This is a genomic window from Devosia sp. WQ 349K1, from assembly GCF_016595685.1.
Lineage (GTDB): Bacteria > Pseudomonadota > Alphaproteobacteria > Rhizobiales > Devosiaceae > Devosia.
In genome coordinates, this window is record NZ_JAENGO010000004.1 from 292,937 (window position 1) to 308,046 (window position 15,110).

A 15,110-nucleotide genomic window follows, 5' to 3' on the forward strand; every position below is an offset into this window, starting at 1 on the left:
GGGTTAGACCCCGCCCCTGATCTCCGGCTTCACTGTCTTCTCATACCATTCCCCCAATTGCTTGGAGAGTGCGGGGAATAGGCTACGCTGCTCGCTGGCGGCAACATTGTCTGCGATCTGCTCTGGCTTGGACACACCCGCAATCACCGTGGACACCTGCGGATGATCCAAAATCCATCGCAGCGCAAATTGGCTCATCGGCATGCCTTCGGGCGCAAGCCCCTTCAATTCCGCAACAAGCTCGACGCCGCGATCAAAGGGAATGCCGGAGAAAGTTTCGCCCACCGAAAAAGCCTCACCATCCCGATTGTAATTGCGATGGTCACTCGCCTCAAAGACCGAGGTTTTATCAAACTTTCCGGTGAGGAGGCCGCTCGCCAGCGGCAGTCGGACGATAATGCCAACATCCTTTTCAGCCGCCTTCGGCAACAATTGCGTCGCCGCGTCCTGACGCAACAGGTTGAAGATGATTTGGAGTGTAGCGCAGCCTGACTGCTCTAGGCACAGAAGAGCTTCCTCAATCGTTTCAACACTGGCGCCCCAGTGGCGCACGAGCCCCTCATCGCGAAGCTCATCCATCCAGCGGAAGATCGCCCCGTCGCGCAGAACACTGGTCGGCACACAATGAAGCTGCGCCAGATCAAGCGTCGAAACGCCGAGGCGCTGCGCTGATCCAAGAAGACTTTGGCGCACACCCTCTTTGGTGTAGCGATTGGGAAAGAGTGTGCTGGACCGTCCAACCTTGGTAACGACTTTAACGGCACCGGCCTTCGGGAAAGCACCAATCCGGCTTTCGCTCAGCCCGCCACCATAAACGTCCGCAGTGTCCCAAAAATTGATACCCGCATTGACCGCAGCATCAAGGATGGCTTTGGCGGTGTCGTCACCAACGGGACCGAAATCGCCCCCCAGCTGCCAGCAGCCGAGACCAATTTCACTCACCTCGTAGCCCGTCCGCCCCAAACGCCGTGTCTTCATGTCCTGCCCCTTATTTTGGGTCAGGCTATCGCCCACCCACAGAAGGGACAAGACAAAGACACGCGCTCAGTTCCCGGAAGAGCTAACGCTTATTCGAAAAATTCTGGATATTCAGAAATCGTCTGGTCGAGCAGAGCTTCTGCACGACCCAAATGCGCGCGCATCGCTTCTTCGGATGCCGCCGCATCGCCACGCGCTACCGCGTCAACAATGGCCTTATGTTCGGCAATCGCGCGGTCCTTCGAGCTCAGATCGAGCGTCAAATAGCGCACGCGGTCGAGCTGCATCTTGTGGTCGTCAACCATCTGCCAAGCGTATTCCACGCCCGCCATGCGCGCCAAAGTACGATGAAACAGCTCATCGAGAAGGTGGAACTGCAGCGTGTCGTCCTTAGCCGCCGCGGCTTCCTGATCAACGATGATCGCATCAAGAATGGACTTGGCCTCGCCATTGCCTTCCGCCACGACACGGCGAATGGTTTCGACCTCGATGCTTTCGCGGATGAAGCGGCTCTGACGCACGCCATCTGGCGAGATCTTCTTCACCACGGTCGCCCGCTTAGGGCGGATCAGCAGCAGGCCCTGTTGGGACAGTCGGATAAAGGCCTCGCGCACGGGCTGGCGGGATACGCCATACTTGGTGGCAATATCGCTTTCCGAAATGGCATCGCCGGGCTTGAGAACGAGCGTCACGATTTCATCGCGCAGGGCCTGCACAAGGCGCATGGCCATGGTCTGTTCACTGACGCTGTCTATTTCTACACCCATATCTCTGGCCATCCTTTTGCCAACTGGTATCCCAAATCCCCCCGGAAATGAAAAGCACCCCGCGCAGGTCGGAGTGCTGAGTTTTGAGCGCTGTTGCTCATTTCCATCTAAAGGGAAATGCCCGCGTCTCGTAACATCTGGTCGATGTCTATTCTTGCGCCGCTTTCCGCAATGGAGCGGTTTGCCGCAATGCCCGTCAGAATAGACCAAGCGCCAGCCGTGTGGTCAGACGCTCTGCCATACTTATCTTCCTCCATCCCATTGGGATTAAACAAGTATCCAAGCATGATCGGGTCCGCACCGCCGTGACTGCCCTTGCCTGTCCAAACGTCAAGCTTTTTGGGGAGTTCCCCGGCGAGATGCAATTCAGTGGTCATTTGTTCCACTTCATCGCCTCCGCGCTCGCGGTGCCCACCGGCGAAAACACCATGCACTTCGATGTGCCTATGGGTTAATTCGCCCTTCGTGCCGTGGAATTTCACCTCCAGCCCTTCCCAAGGGGAATAAGCCACAAGCGTATAATTGAGCGAGGTACCGTTCTGATACTGCGCTTGCACCTGCATAGTGTCTTCAATGGTGATGTCGTCGGCAAAGACGCATTTATCGCGCCAGTAGCCGTCATCATCCTCCGCATCGAGATAGAGTTCCTTCAGCGGTTCATCTGCCTCGAGGTCCATCTTGAACGCACATTTGTCCGCCACCGGGCAGGTGTGGCAACGCTCGCCATGGTCGGCCAATCCGAGCTTTACGGCCATTTCTGGGGTGTAGAAATCACGCTTGCCGATGGCTGAAACGCTCTTAGGCGTCGACGCCGCCCACCAGTTGAGCAGGTCAAAATGGTGCGTGCTTTTATGCACGAGTAGGCCACCCGACTTATCCTTATAGCGGTGCCAGCGCCGGAAATAGTCAGCACCATGCACCCGGTCGAGATACCAACGGAAGTCGATGGCGGTAATATCGCCAATCGTGCCGCTCATCAGAATTTCTTTAAGCTGCGTCCGCGCTGGCGAGTAACGATAGTTAAAGGTCACCGTGACCTTTTTTCCCGTCTCCCGCTGCGCATCCAAAATCCGCTTCAGCCGCGCCATATCAATGGTCATCGGCTTTTCCGTCATCACATTGCGCCCCGCACGCAGCGACCGCACGATGTATTCGTCATGCAGATAATCCGGCACGGTCACGACCACCGTATCTGGGTCCTGCTCGCCCAGCATGCGGTCGAAATCTTCCGCCAGATACGTGGCGATACCATTGCCACCGCGATTGGGAACCTTAGACGCCGATAGCGCTAAACGGCTCTGGTTATTGTCGCACAGCGCCACGAGCTCCGCCGTATCAGCATGTGTTTCGGCAATCGCTTCGCGGAACATCTGGTGTCGGCCACCCGTGCCAACAATTGCATATTTCATCTGAGAACTGTCGATCTTGTAGGAGGGGCCTGAACCAATTGGTTCGCTCTTCCATACAAGATTGAACAAGACCATCGCGCTGTCAACGCCTTACCGCACCAACACTAAAGAAATTGAGGTACGGCTCATCATTTCCCCGTTTTTACGGCGCGTCCCATGGCCACAAAAACAAAAAGCGGGACCACAAGGCCCCGCTTCCCACATACATAAGTTAACCGAAAGGTTACTTTGCGAACGGCACCGATGCCTTCAGCACTTCACCTGAATCGTTGAACTCCACCTCGAAATCGACGGTGATCGTTTCCCCGATCAAATTGATTTTCGAGCCGATGCGCACATCGCTCCCGGCGCGGTCCTTCTGCTTTTCCTGCAGATCGAACGAAATCCGATCCCCACTTTGGCGGCCAATGGCGAGGCCGGTAAACCCGGCATTCGAGCTCATCGCGGCCTCATACTGCTTACCCGCAGCATTGTAGGCGATGGTACCGCTAATCGAGAGCGTCGCATTCACCAGCGTGCAACGCCCGGTATAGTTGACTTTCAGCTGTACGCCCTGCGCCACCGACAAGCGGCAACGGAAGGGTTCATTTCTGCCACCTCCGGTCAGCGCGCCCTCGCCGCGCCAATCGCCGAGATAGCTCTGCAGCTTCTCTAATTCCGGCTGCGCCAGCGCTGGAGCCGTAAACGGCGTCAGCATGGTCAGCGCCACAAAGGAAGTCCGCAGCCAAGTCTTAAGCATGAATAGCCTCGTCAAAATCGATCTAAGCTTCGCAGTTAGCTCTTAATTATGTCTGCCAGCCGACGCAAATTCACGCCAGTGGGAAATTTTACGTGTGACTTGCTTTGTTACCGATTGCCAACCTCTCTCGTCTACAAGAGTTCCAAAAGTGTCACAGACACGATTCTGAGTTTATTAGGGGGAAGGCCCGGCATGTCCGAAGCCGCGATCATCGACGCACAAAATGTTGACTACACTCTCGACGTCGCCGGACGTCCGCTCAACATCCTGCGCAAGGTTTTCCTGCAAGTAAAACCGGCTGAAGTGGTCGCGATCGTCGGCCCATCGGGTTCGGGCAAGACCTCCATGCTGATGCTTCTGGCGGGCCTCGAAAAGGCCACCGGCGGCAGTGTCACCGTCAATGGCACCGACCTCGGCAAGCTCAACGAAGACGAACTGGCCAAATTCCGCCGCAACACCGTCGGCATTGTCTTCCAGAGCTTCCACCTCATCCCCTCGCTAACCGCGCTCGACAATGTCGGCATGGCCCTCGAAATCGCCGATGAAAAGCTCTCCATGGCGCAGGTGCGCGAACAAGCCGCCAAGGCTCTCGCAGCCGTCGGCCTACAAGATCGGCTCGACCACCGTCCCTCGGCCATGTCGGGTGGCGAACAACAGCGCGTTGGCCTTGCCCGCGCGACAGTCGCCAATCCGCCGCTTCTTCTCGCCGATGAGCCAACCGGCAATCTCGATCAAAAAACCGGCGCCGTGGTTGTCGATCTCATGTTCGATTTGGCCCGCAAGAACCGCACCGCCGTTGTCCTGATTACCCATGACCCAGCCCTCGCCGCCAAGGCCGACCGCGTCTACACCATGACCGCGGGCGAGCTCATCGAAACCACGGCAGCACGCTAATGGGACGGATTTGGCCGGCCATCCGTATTGGCCTCCTCGACATGCGCGGCGATCTGCGCCGCTTCCTGCTGCTCGTCGTCTGCCTTGCCGTCGGCACCGCACTGATCTCCGGCGTAAATTCGGTCGGCACCAGCATCAGTCATGCCATTGACGAAGGCGCTGCCGAGATCATGGGCGGCGACATCGAGCTGTCTCGCGCCGATCGTCCTGCAACGCCCGATGAAGTGGCGGAAATGGAAAAGCTCGGGCAGGTTGTCTACGTCGTCGACACCAATTTGCGCGCCGAGAGTTTTGACGGCGAAGCCTTCGCCGACGTCACCGCCGTCGATCACGGCTACCCCATGTTCGGCTCTATCGTCAGCCCGCACTTGCCCGCTGGCGAAGACATCAACGAGCTTCTCAGGCGCCAAGACAATGCCTATGGCGCCCTCATTGACCCAGTGCTTCTCGACCAGCTCAATCTCGCCCCCGGCGACATCATGGGCATTGGCGGCACGCAGTTTTCCGTGCGCGGCACGCTCACCCGGATACCCGATGCAGCGGTCCGCGGCTTCCGCTTGGGCATTCCCGTCCTCATCACTGTCGATGGTTTTAACCGCATCTCAGACCGCACCTCGCCCCTCCCGGGCCTCGGCTCTTGGTATCGCTATAAGGTCAAGCTGACCTCGGGCGACATCGACGCCGGTCTGGCCAGTGCCACCGAGCAGTTTTCCGATTTCGGCTGGACCGTTCGCTCTGCCCGCGATGGGCTGGGTCAAATGGTGCGCTACTATGATCTCTTCATGCGCTTCCTCGTCATCGTCGGCCTCGGATCCCTCCTCATTGGTGGGGTCAGCGTCTGGACCGGCATGCGCGCTTATATTTCCGAGCGTTCAAGCGTTATCGCTGTCATGCGTTCCATTGGTGCTGGCCGCTCGCGCGTGTTCCTGCACTTTTTCTCTCAGGTCGCAGCGCTTGCCATTGTCGGGGTGCTGATCGGGCTCGTCGTCGGTGGCGGCATTGCTTGGTTGCTCCTGCCCTCAATTTCGGGCGCGGTCGGCATATCGCTGACGCCAGCCATCTACCCCCAGCCCCTGCTGGTCGCCGCAGGCGCGGGCCTCGTCACAGCCTTCGCCTTTGCCTATCTGCCGCTGCAGCAAGCCCAGGCGATCCGCCCGGTGCTTTTGTTCCGCTCGAAGGGCCTTGATGCGCCACCGGTCGATTGGAAAGCCTTGCTGCTCTCGCCGCAGGTCGTGCCACTGCTGCTCGCCATTCTCGCCTTTTTCTTCTTGGCGTGGCTGATGACCAATGACATTGCGCTCGTGCTCGCCTTTGGCGCGGCCAGCGCCATCGCGGCAATCCTCTTCCAGGGCTTCATCCGCCTTGTTCAGTGGAGCCTTTCAAAGCTTCCAGAACGCGGGCCGCGCATCATTCGCCATGCCCTGCGGTCGATCTCTGCCGCCGGTCAAAACGCCGCAGCTGTCGCCGTTTCTGCCGGCATGGCCCTCGCCATGCTCATCGTCGTTCTGGTCATGCAGGCGAACCTACAGCGCGAGTTCTTGGGCGCATCGGCCTTCGACGCTCCAACGCTTGTGGGCTCAGACCTCTTCCCCGACGAAATCGAAGATCTCGAAGCCCTTGCCGAGGAACGCGGCATCGGCCGCTTCGTCGCCACGCCAATGCTGCGCGGCGCGCTCACCCAGATCAAGGGAACGGCCGCCGATCAGATCCGCACGCGCGGTCCTGAGGCCAGCTTCCTGCTGTCCGGCGAAGTCCCTCTCACCTATCGCGAGGAGATGCCGTCGAGCTCTCGCCTCGTCGCTGGAAATTGGTGGCCCGAAGACTATGCGGGCGAACCGCTCGTTAGCCTCCATCAGAGCCTGCGCAATGGTTTGGGCGTCGACATAGGCGACACGCTGACTTTCGAAATCTTTGGCGAGCCCGTCACGGCCACCATTGCCAACTTCCGTGACTACTCTTGGCAAGGCGGCATCGACTTCCTCGCCTCCTTCGCACCCGGCGTTTTGGAAGCCTATCCAACCACGCTCTTTGCCTCGGTCACGGCTAACCCCGGCCAAGAGGAAGCCATCACGCGCCTCCTCGCCGCTGAGCTTCCCGACATTCGCTTCATCTCCGTGGGCGATACGCTCAAGCAGGTGACCGACGCGCTCGGTCAGCTGTCCTTCGCCGCGACACTGGTCGGGGGTCTTGCCGTCGGCAATGGCCTACTGGTGCTTGTGGGCTCGCTCTCTACAGGGCGCCGTCAGCGCGAAGCCGATACGGTGATCACCAAGGTTCTGGGCGCGACGCGCTTCGAACTTCTGGCCACCGCATTCCTCCAATACTTCCTGCTGGCGCTCCTTGCGGCAATCCCAGCCGTGGTCTTGGGCTTGCTGGTTGGTCGCGTTGTTTCTGGCCTGATGTTGGAGGTAGAGTTCACCTATCGTCCCGACGTTATTGCCATCGTCATCGGCCTCGCCATTTCGATCACCGCGCTCTTGGGGGCGATGACAATATTGCGTGCCGCCACAGCGCGTCCCGCCCGCCTTCTCCGCGACCTTTAAACAGGTCGCGGGGCCTGCGGTAACATTGCGCGTCTGGGCGAGACGAATCGGACTAGTGATGTGCTAACAGTCACCTCACCTAAGCCGTCACAATGCGTTCGCCCGTTCCGCTGGAGTGCGAGCGCATTCCGCTGGAGAAGCAATGCAGGTCGCAATCGACATGGGACAGGCGCGGGGCCAAGGCTCCGCCGCAATGGATCTGGAAGAGCTGCTCGCCACCCGTCTACTGGTGCAGGGCAATTCTGGCTCGGGCAAATCGCATCTTTTGCGCCGTTTGCTCGAACAATCCGCCCCGTGGGTTCAACAATGCATCATTGATCCGGAAGGGGACTTCGTCACCCTTTCGGACAAGTTCGGCCATCTGGTTGTCGATGCCACCCGCACCGAAGCCGAGCTGACCCGTATCGCCAACCGCGTGCGCCAGCACCGCGTCTCAGTCGTGCTCAATCTCGAAGGCCTCGACGCTGAGCAGCAAATGCGCGCTGCCGCTGCCTTCCTTGGCGGCATGTTCGATGCAGACCGTGACTATTGGTATCCTGTGCTGGTCGTTGTTGACGAAGCCCAGCTCTTTGCGCCCGCAGCTGCTGGCGAAGTCTCCGACGAAGCGCGCAAGCTCTCCCTTGGCGCCATGACCAATCTCATGTGCCGTGGCCGTAAGCGCGGCCTCGCAGGCGTCATCGCCACCCAGCGTCTGGCCAAGCTGGCCAAAAACGTTGCGGCGGAAGCGTCGAACTTCCTCATGGGCCGTACCTTCCTCGACATCGACATGGCGCGCGCCGCCGACCTTTTGGGCATGGACCGTCGTCAGGCCGAACAGTTCCGCGATTTGCAGCGCGGCCACTTCGTCGCCCTCGGACCAGCCATTTCGCGCCGCCCGCTGCCGATCGTTATTGGCGCGGTCGAAACCTCGGCCCGTTCCACATCGCCTAAGCTGACCCCACTCCCAGATGCGCCGGTCGATGCAGCGGACCTGATCTTCACCCACGATCCAGACGAGATCACCCGTCCAATCGTGCGCCGTCCGCCTCCGCCACCACCGCCATCAACCAACGAACTGCTGGCGCAGGTCGCTGAAAAGCGCGCGAAGGCAAAGGCGGAAGCAGAAGCCGATCAACCACCACCAACGCTCTTCCCTGAAATCGATCAGGCCGAGCGAGATGAATTGATCAAAGCGGTGATGGAAGAACTGATGGGCGATCCGGATGCGGGTTTCCGCACCAATGCTCAGCTCTATCAGGACTTTTTGGTTCGCTGCCGCATTCGCCGCGTCCCCGGCGAGCCTCCGGCCCTGCCGCAATTCAAGCGCATGCTCAACGTCGCGCGCGTTGCACCCGAAGAAGATGTGGCCAAGTCGGAAGGCTGGCAGCAAGCCCTTGATCTCTCGGAAACCCTCACCGACGACGTGCAGGGCGTTTTCCTCGTGCTCGCGCAAGCGGCTTTGACCAGCCAACCTTGCCCGTCCGACGCAACCCTCGCGCGCCTATACGGCACGCACTCGGCCTCACGCGCGCGCCGTCTGCTGACATGGTTTGAAGAACGCGGATTGATCGTCTTGCGCACCGATTTCCGCAATCAGCGCATCGTCGCCTTCCCAGACCTCGGCGCTGAAACCCTGCCCGGCGATCCCGCAGGCCCCGACGCCCTAGCCGACCACCGCCCGGCAGCCGAGTAAACCTCAGCTCTTGCCGCCCTCAGGTCAGCCCCCGAGAGCTCTATACCGAGCACCAAAACTATAGCCCCTGCGCCCCTCCCCCTTCCAGGGGGAGGCCGGGTGGGGGCTAACTTACCCCCTTACCTCAGCTTCAAACGCAAAACTCGCGCTGTCGCCCGCTTCGAGCCAATACGTATACGGACGATCCGCCAACTCGTCGCTCATACCCTGCGCCGCTGCCGTCCCATGCCAGGGCTCGAGGCAGATGAACCCAGCGCCGGGCTTAGTCCACAGCGCAAAATTCGGCAGATTGGTCCACGAGAACCGCAAGCTCGGACCGTCGTCAGGACCATAAACCAGAGACTCTCCCGCCCCTTCCATGAAGACCATCGCATCGTCAACAAACTGGCTATGATCGAGCGTCAATTCCCCGTTCACGAACGGAGACGGCAAAACCTCTTCGTTGAACACGCCGCCCGACAAGCGCTTCATCCCCGGCGCGTTCTGGTTCTCCAGACGGATCTTGTGCGCGCCATTTGCGCCCGGCAGCGGCCAGGCAAATGCGGGGTGGAAACCGACACCAAATGGCATGGGCTTATCACCAAGGTTGGCCACCGTGGCCGTCACAATCACCGAGCGTCCCACAAGGCGGTGCTCAATATCGAGCTGGAAATCGAACGGATACATTTGCAGCGTCGCATCTGACGCGCTCAGGCGATAGATACACCGGCTTGCCTCTTCCAGCACCAGCTCGAATGCGCATCGCCGCGCGAAGCCGTGCTGTCCCATCTGAAAGCGCTCGCCATTTATCTGCAGACTATCGTTGATCGCCTTGCCGACAATGGGAAACAGAATGGGCGAACGACCCGTCCAGAAATTGGCATCGCCCTGCCACATCCAGTTCCGCCCATCCCGCGTTTGCAGCGACTGCATCTCTGCCCCAAGCGCGGCCACATCGACGGTGAGCTCATCATTGGCGATACGGGTGAGCTGCATAGCGATCTCCGGCAGTTTTGTGTCGGACCGGAACTTATCTCTCATGGTTCCGCCCCTGTAGACGCTTCGACCCAAATTCGTTCGATCCGACATAATAATCGGTAAAAATCCGGAGTACTTGCTCCAAAGCCACGGCACGGTTATCCCGTGGGCATGAATTGGCCCCATCTGCCCATCGACGCCATACTTCCGGCCCTCTCTGAGGCCCTTAAATGCCAGCAAGGTGCCATAGTTGTGGCCCAACCCGGCGCGGGTAAAACCACGCGGGTACCACTGGCCCTCCTCGCCGCCGATTGGCGCAAAGATGGCAAGATCATCCTCCTTGAACCCCGCCGCCTCGCCGCTCGCGCCGCCGCCCGGCAAATGGCGAAGCTCTTGGGCGAAGACGTTGGCCAAACAGTGGGTTATCGCGTCCGCATGGAATCCAAGGTCTCTACCAAGACCCGGATTGAAGTGGTCACCGAGGGTGTTTTCACCCGCATGATCCTCGATGACCCAGAACTGTCCGGCGTCGCTGCCGTGCTGTTCGACGAGTTCCACGAACGCAGCCTTGATGCCGACCTCGGCCTTGCCCTAGCTCTCGATGCCCGCGCCCTTCGCGATGATCTCAAAATCATCGTCATGTCCGCGACCATCGACAGCGCCCGCATTTCAGCTCTGCTCGACAATGCGCAAGTCCTTGATAGCCCTGGTCGAACCTTCCCGGTCGAAACATTTTATGCGGAGCCCGATCCGCTGCAACGGCTTGAAGATCAGGTCACCTCCGCCGTCCTCAAAGCCATGCGCGAGCATGAAGGCTCAGCCTTGGTGTTCTTACCCGGGCAAGGTGAGATCACCCGCACCGCCGAGCGTCTCGCGCAGCGCCTTCCGGCCAATGTCGATCTCGCGCCGCTCTATGGCCAGCTCACGCCTGCCGAACAAGATCGCGCCATCCAGCCCGCCCCAGAAGGCCGACGCAAGATCGTTCTCGCCACCTCCATCGCCGAAACTTCCCTGACAATTGAAGGGATTAGGATTGTCGTCGACAGCGGCTTTCGCCGCGCTCCCGTCTACGAACCCTCGACCGGGCTGACGACACTTGCAACCAAACGCGTCTCTCGCGCTGGCGCTGACCAGCGCCGTGGCCGCGCTGGTCGCACCAGCCCCGGCGTTTGCATCCGTCTTTGGAACGAAGGCCAGACAGCAGCGCTCGAAGCCTTTGATACACCTGAGATTTTGGCGGCAGATCTGTCCAATCTGCTGCTCGACTTGGCCGCTTGGGGTGTTACCGATCCGAAGGCTTTGGCCTTCCTCGACCCGCCCCCTGCCCCCGCATGGGCGGAAGCCAAGGCTCTGCTCACGCGCCTTGACGCTATCGACCAAACAGGACAATTGACGAGCGCAGGCAAAGCCCTAGCCAAACTTACTCTCCACCCTCGGCTTGCGCATATGATTGTCGCCGGAGCAGAAGCGGGCGACGCCAAAACTGCAGCCGAACTCGCCGTTCTCATTGGTGAGCGCGGCCTTGGTGGAGACGATACCGATCTCGCCCGCCGTCTCGAGCGCTTCCGCTCCGAACGCGGCAAACGCGCTGATGACGCGCGAGCGCTCGCTCAACGCTGGGCCAAGCAGACTGGCAGTGCCCGATCCGGCGAGCCTCTGGCCGCTGGCTATCATCTCGCCAATGCCTTCCCTGACCGGGTCGCGCAGCCCGCTGGCGCGCGCGGGCGCTTCCGTCTCGCCAATGGCCGCCAAGCCCAACTCGACGAAGCCCATGCCCTTGCAGGGGCGCCCTTTCTCGTCGTCGCGGACATCACCGGCAGTGCAACCCAAGGCCGCATCCGCTCCGCCGCCGCGCTCAGCGCAGATGAGCTCGACCAACTCTTTGGCGCGCATATAAAATCTGAAACCACTCTGACCTTTGAAACGCAAACCGGCTCCGTCCGCGCCCGCCGCCAGCGCCGCCTCGACGCCCTAAAACTTGCCGATGACACCGCCCCAGTCACTGACCATGAAGCCGCCGCGCAGCTTCTGGCCGAAGCGGCGCTGAAGCGCCCAGAAAACCTTCCCTGGTCCAAAGATCAAAAGGCCATCCGCGCCCGCGCAACCTATTTGCATCAAACACTTGGCGGCGACTGGCCAGACCTTTCCAACGATGCCCTCGCCCAAGATCCGAGCTGGCTCGCACCCCATCTTTTCGGCGAAACCAAGCTGGCAGCAATCACTGCCGAACACATGGGCGCGGCCCTCGATGGCCTGCTCCCGTGGTCAGCGCGGCAAGACATTGACCGCCTTCTGCCCAGCCACTACTCAGCGCCTTCAGGCAGTAACTTACCGATTGATTATGCTGCCGAAAATGGCCCAGCGCTCGAAGTCCGCGTGCAGGAACTCTTCGGACTTGACCGCCACCCCTCTGTCGCCAATGGCAAAATCCCGCTGTTGTTGATCCTGCTCTCCCCGGCTCATCGCCCGATCCAAACGACGCGCGATCTGCCCGGCTTCTGGCGAGGTTCATGGAAAGACGTGGCAAAAGACTTAAAAGGCCGCTATCCGCGTCACCCTTGGCCCGAAGACCCCATTGCAGCCCCACCAACCAGCCGCGCCAAACCCCGCGGCACCTAGGGCACATCTGCCCGCGCAGAGGTTCCTTGTTTCGGGACAGAGGCAAATCAGCTAGCTAAGATGGTCAACGCATTTGGGGGGCAATACATTGGCTTGGCGCGATAAACCAAAAACGCAACGTTTCAGCGATATCGGAGCGATAGTGGGCGTGGTAATTGCCGTGATTGCCACGCAATTCGTGTTCCATATCCCCGAGTTCTGGATGCGTGTGGCCCTCTATGTCGTCGGCCTAGGCCTCGGTCGCTTTATCGGCACGAAGATCGCCGAACGCAGCTAACACCCACTCGTATCAGCTCTAAAGCGTGAGCCCGGGGGCATGGCCTGCCCCCGGATAGACTTAGTAGTTGAACGAAAAGCGACGTGAAATACCCACGCCCGCAGTAAAGGCAGAGTCGCTGCCCGACTGCACGATTGGCGAGTTTTCGGCGCCGCCCACGATCCGTGAATAGGACCCTTCAAGATTAAGGAAGGTGTCGGCGACGAACTCATACTTCACAGCAGCTTTTACGCCGACCGACTTGATCCCACCTTGCGGATCGAACGCGGCCAAACGCCCGCCTGTCGCCGCAGATTCTGCAGCGCTGACGCCGTAATATCGGTCCATATAGTTTTCGCTGGCGAAGTTCACGACAGGCCCAGCAACAAGGGTCAGCTCAGGCGTCAACCGCGCCGTCATATCAAGCCCCACTTCCCCGACAAAGCCTTGCGCGCCGCCAAAAGCATAACGCGCCGCTACATAGGGTTGTACGCTGACAGCTTCATTCAAGCCGATTTCATAGCCGATCCGACCACCAAGCGCGTAGGTCGTGTCGACATTGTTTAGGCCAGCCAATGGTGCGAAATCGGCGCTTTTGCGTTCGCGCACGACGCTGATGGACGGAGCGATCTTCAGCCCATCGGTCGCGCCAGCACCACCAATGTCGATCACGCCGGGAATATTGAGGCGCTCGAGATTGATGAGGGGAAGGATCGTACCGGTGTAGGTGGAAGCACCCTCATAGGCAGGCGTCGCACCCGCCCCGAGGCCGAGTTCAACGATAAGATCTGGCCTGGTTTCCGCTTGGGAATAGCTAAGCTGAGCTTGATCCAGCTGGCCAAAATTCTGGGCAAGGGCGACACTCGGAAGCAGCGTGCTAACAGCAACTGCACCGAGAATATATTTGGGATGACGCAATACAAACTCCGTAACATGACGAAACGCGAAACCGCCCGCGCCTTCGTTCAGAGCAGAGCGTCGAAGTCTGGCCAACGCCTTCCTTCAGCATGTGTTGCCTACACTGCTGTATGACACACCCTGCGCTCATCCCTTGTAGCGATCGAACCTTTCAACTCACTTACGCAAGCTTGTGTGCCTTAGATCTCTCGGCAGAGCAAAACTCTGCCGAGAACATGTTCAAAGGGCTTATTCCGCACTCGGCTCGAAGGTCAGCGCGATCCCATTGATGCAGTAGCGCAGGCCCGTTGGAGGCGGTCCATCAGGGAAAACATGCCCGAGATGGCTCCCGCAAGTCGCGCAATGCACCTCGGTACGAACCATGCCATGCGAGCGGTCAACTGTACTCGCTACAGCGCCGGGTAGAGGGTCGTTAAAACTTGGCCAACCCGTGCCACTTTCAAACTTCAGCGTCGCGCCAAACAGCGGCGTGTCACAGCCTGCGCAGGAAAAAACACCCTGACGCTTCTCATGCAACAAGGCGCAAGAGCCCGGACGCTCGGTACCGTGCTGGCGCATAATATAATATTGCTCGGGTGTCAGGCGCTCCTGCCATTCCTGATCAGTACGCGTCACCTTGTAAGTATGGCCATCCATGGCTTTACTCCTTCAATCACCCTTGTTCGCCTCAAGGATATAGTTAGTCTAAGCGCCTATTCCCACCACCTTGTTCCATCAAGTTTGGCCGAGAACGCGGAGGCGCTATGACTGTGATTTCCTCAATCGCTGAACTCGAGGCGCTCTATCAACCAGCACCAGCCCCCGCCTCCCTAGTGAAGGTCAGCCCCACCGTCACGCCGGAATACGCCCGCCTCATCGAAGCCAGCCCCTTTGTGGCACTCGCGACGTCTGGCCCCGAAGGCCTCGACTGCTCGCCCCGTGGCGACAAACCGGGTTTCATCCGGATTCATGACAGCAGCACGCTGATGATGCCGGATCGCCGGGGCAATAACCGTATCGACAGCCTGCGAAATATCGTGCGGGATCCCCGCTGTGCGCTTCTTTTTCTCATTCCGGGCTCCGGCACCACATTGCGGGTCAATGGCCGGGCGCATCTTTCGGCAGACCCCGCCTTACTCGAAAGCTTCGCCATCGAGGAAAAAGCACCGCGGACCGTCGTCGTGTTGCAGATTGAGGAAATTTACTTCCAGTGCGCCCGCGCCATCATGCGCTCGGAGCTATGGAACCCGGATCATCATGTCGATCCCAAAGATCTTCCCTCAGCAGGACAAATGTTAGCCGCGATCACAGCCAATGCCGTCGGCGGCGAGAGCTATGATAAATCTTGGCCTCAACGAGCCAAAGAGACGCTCTGGTGA

At 59.6% G+C, this 15,110-nt stretch carries 13 protein-coding genes; 6 read left to right on the forward strand and 7 right to left on the reverse strand.

Annotated features, from left to right (window positions below; translation table 11 throughout):
* Positions 1–3 precede the first annotated feature (3 nt).
* From JHL21_RS10300 to JHL21_RS10315, 4 genes are all read right to left on the reverse strand, one after another.
* Positions 4–978 (reverse strand): aldo/keto reductase, encoded by a 975-nt coding sequence (locus JHL21_RS10300; RefSeq protein ID WP_200213292.1) that lies wholly within the window; start codon positions 976–978, stop codon positions 4–6.
* A gap of 89 nt (positions 979–1,067) precedes the next feature.
* On the reverse strand, positions 1,068–1,745 hold the full coding sequence (locus tag JHL21_RS10305; protein ID WP_169195283.1) for a GntR family transcriptional regulator: 678 nt from the start codon (positions 1,743–1,745) through the stop codon (positions 1,068–1,070).
* A gap of 107 nt (positions 1,746–1,852) precedes the next feature.
* Complete coding sequence (locus tag JHL21_RS10310) at positions 1,853–3,154, reverse strand: Gfo/Idh/MocA family protein (protein ID WP_169195282.1); 1,302 nt, start codon at positions 3,152–3,154, stop codon at positions 1,853–1,855.
* 223 nt (positions 3,155–3,377) lie between these two features.
* Positions 3,378–3,893, reverse strand: a complete 516-nt coding sequence (locus JHL21_RS10315; protein WP_182394393.1) for a heme-binding beta-barrel domain-containing protein — start codon at positions 3,891–3,893, stop codon at positions 3,378–3,380.
* A 192-nt stretch (positions 3,894–4,085) separates the two neighbouring features.
* Here JHL21_RS10315 and JHL21_RS10320 point away from each other — a divergent pair, with 192 nt between their 5' ends.
* From JHL21_RS10320 to JHL21_RS10330, 3 genes are all read left to right on the forward strand, one after another.
* Positions 4,086–4,787: an ABC transporter ATP-binding protein gene (locus JHL21_RS10320; protein ID WP_200213293.1), complete on the forward strand. Its 702-nt coding sequence runs from the start codon at positions 4,086–4,088 to the stop codon at positions 4,785–4,787.
* Positions 4,787–7,330, forward strand: coding sequence for an ABC transporter permease (locus tag JHL21_RS10325; protein ID WP_200213295.1), 2,544 nt, complete (start codon positions 4,787–4,789; stop codon positions 7,328–7,330). The genes JHL21_RS10320 and JHL21_RS10325 overlap by 1 nt, the downstream gene beginning before the upstream one ends.
* Before the next feature lie 142 nt (positions 7,331–7,472).
* Positions 7,473–9,002: an ATP-binding protein gene (locus JHL21_RS10330; protein WP_182394396.1), complete on the forward strand. Its 1,530-nt coding sequence runs from the start codon at positions 7,473–7,475 to the stop codon at positions 9,000–9,002.
* A gap of 111 nt (positions 9,003–9,113) precedes the next feature.
* Here JHL21_RS10330 and JHL21_RS10335 read toward each other — a convergent pair whose 3' ends face one another.
* The gene (locus JHL21_RS10335) at positions 9,114–10,022 is read right to left on the reverse strand and encodes an aldose 1-epimerase family protein (RefSeq protein ID WP_254082005.1); all 909 of its coding nucleotides are present in this window, start codon (positions 10,020–10,022) and stop codon (positions 9,114–9,116) included.
* A gap of 108 nt (positions 10,023–10,130) precedes the next feature.
* Between JHL21_RS10335 and hrpB the strand changes: the two genes are divergently transcribed.
* On the forward strand, positions 10,131–12,578 hold the full coding sequence (hrpB, locus tag JHL21_RS10340) for an ATP-dependent helicase HrpB (RefSeq protein WP_200213297.1): 2,448 nt from the start codon (positions 10,131–10,133) through the stop codon (positions 12,576–12,578).
* A 142-nt stretch (positions 12,579–12,720) separates the two neighbouring features.
* Positions 12,721–12,855 (forward strand): hypothetical protein, encoded by a 135-nt coding sequence (locus JHL21_RS17895; protein ID WP_282567601.1) that lies wholly within the window; start codon positions 12,721–12,723, stop codon positions 12,853–12,855.
* A gap of 60 nt (positions 12,856–12,915) precedes the next feature.
* On the opposite strand, the gene JHL21_RS10345 is transcribed toward JHL21_RS17895, so the two are convergent.
* Both JHL21_RS10345 and msrB read right to left on the reverse strand, forming a co-directional pair.
* Positions 12,916–13,752: a MipA/OmpV family protein gene (locus JHL21_RS10345; RefSeq protein WP_200213300.1), complete on the reverse strand. Its 837-nt coding sequence runs from the start codon at positions 13,750–13,752 to the stop codon at positions 12,916–12,918.
* A 228-nt stretch (positions 13,753–13,980) separates the two neighbouring features.
* Positions 13,981–14,388, reverse strand: coding sequence for a peptide-methionine (R)-S-oxide reductase MsrB (gene msrB / locus JHL21_RS10350; RefSeq protein WP_200213302.1), 408 nt, complete (start codon positions 14,386–14,388; stop codon positions 13,981–13,983).
* A 107-nt stretch (positions 14,389–14,495) separates the two neighbouring features.
* On the opposite strand from msrB, the gene JHL21_RS10355 reads away from it, so the two are divergent.
* Positions 14,496–15,110, forward strand: a complete 615-nt coding sequence (locus JHL21_RS10355; protein ID WP_200213304.1) for a pyridoxamine 5'-phosphate oxidase family protein — start codon at positions 14,496–14,498, stop codon at positions 15,108–15,110.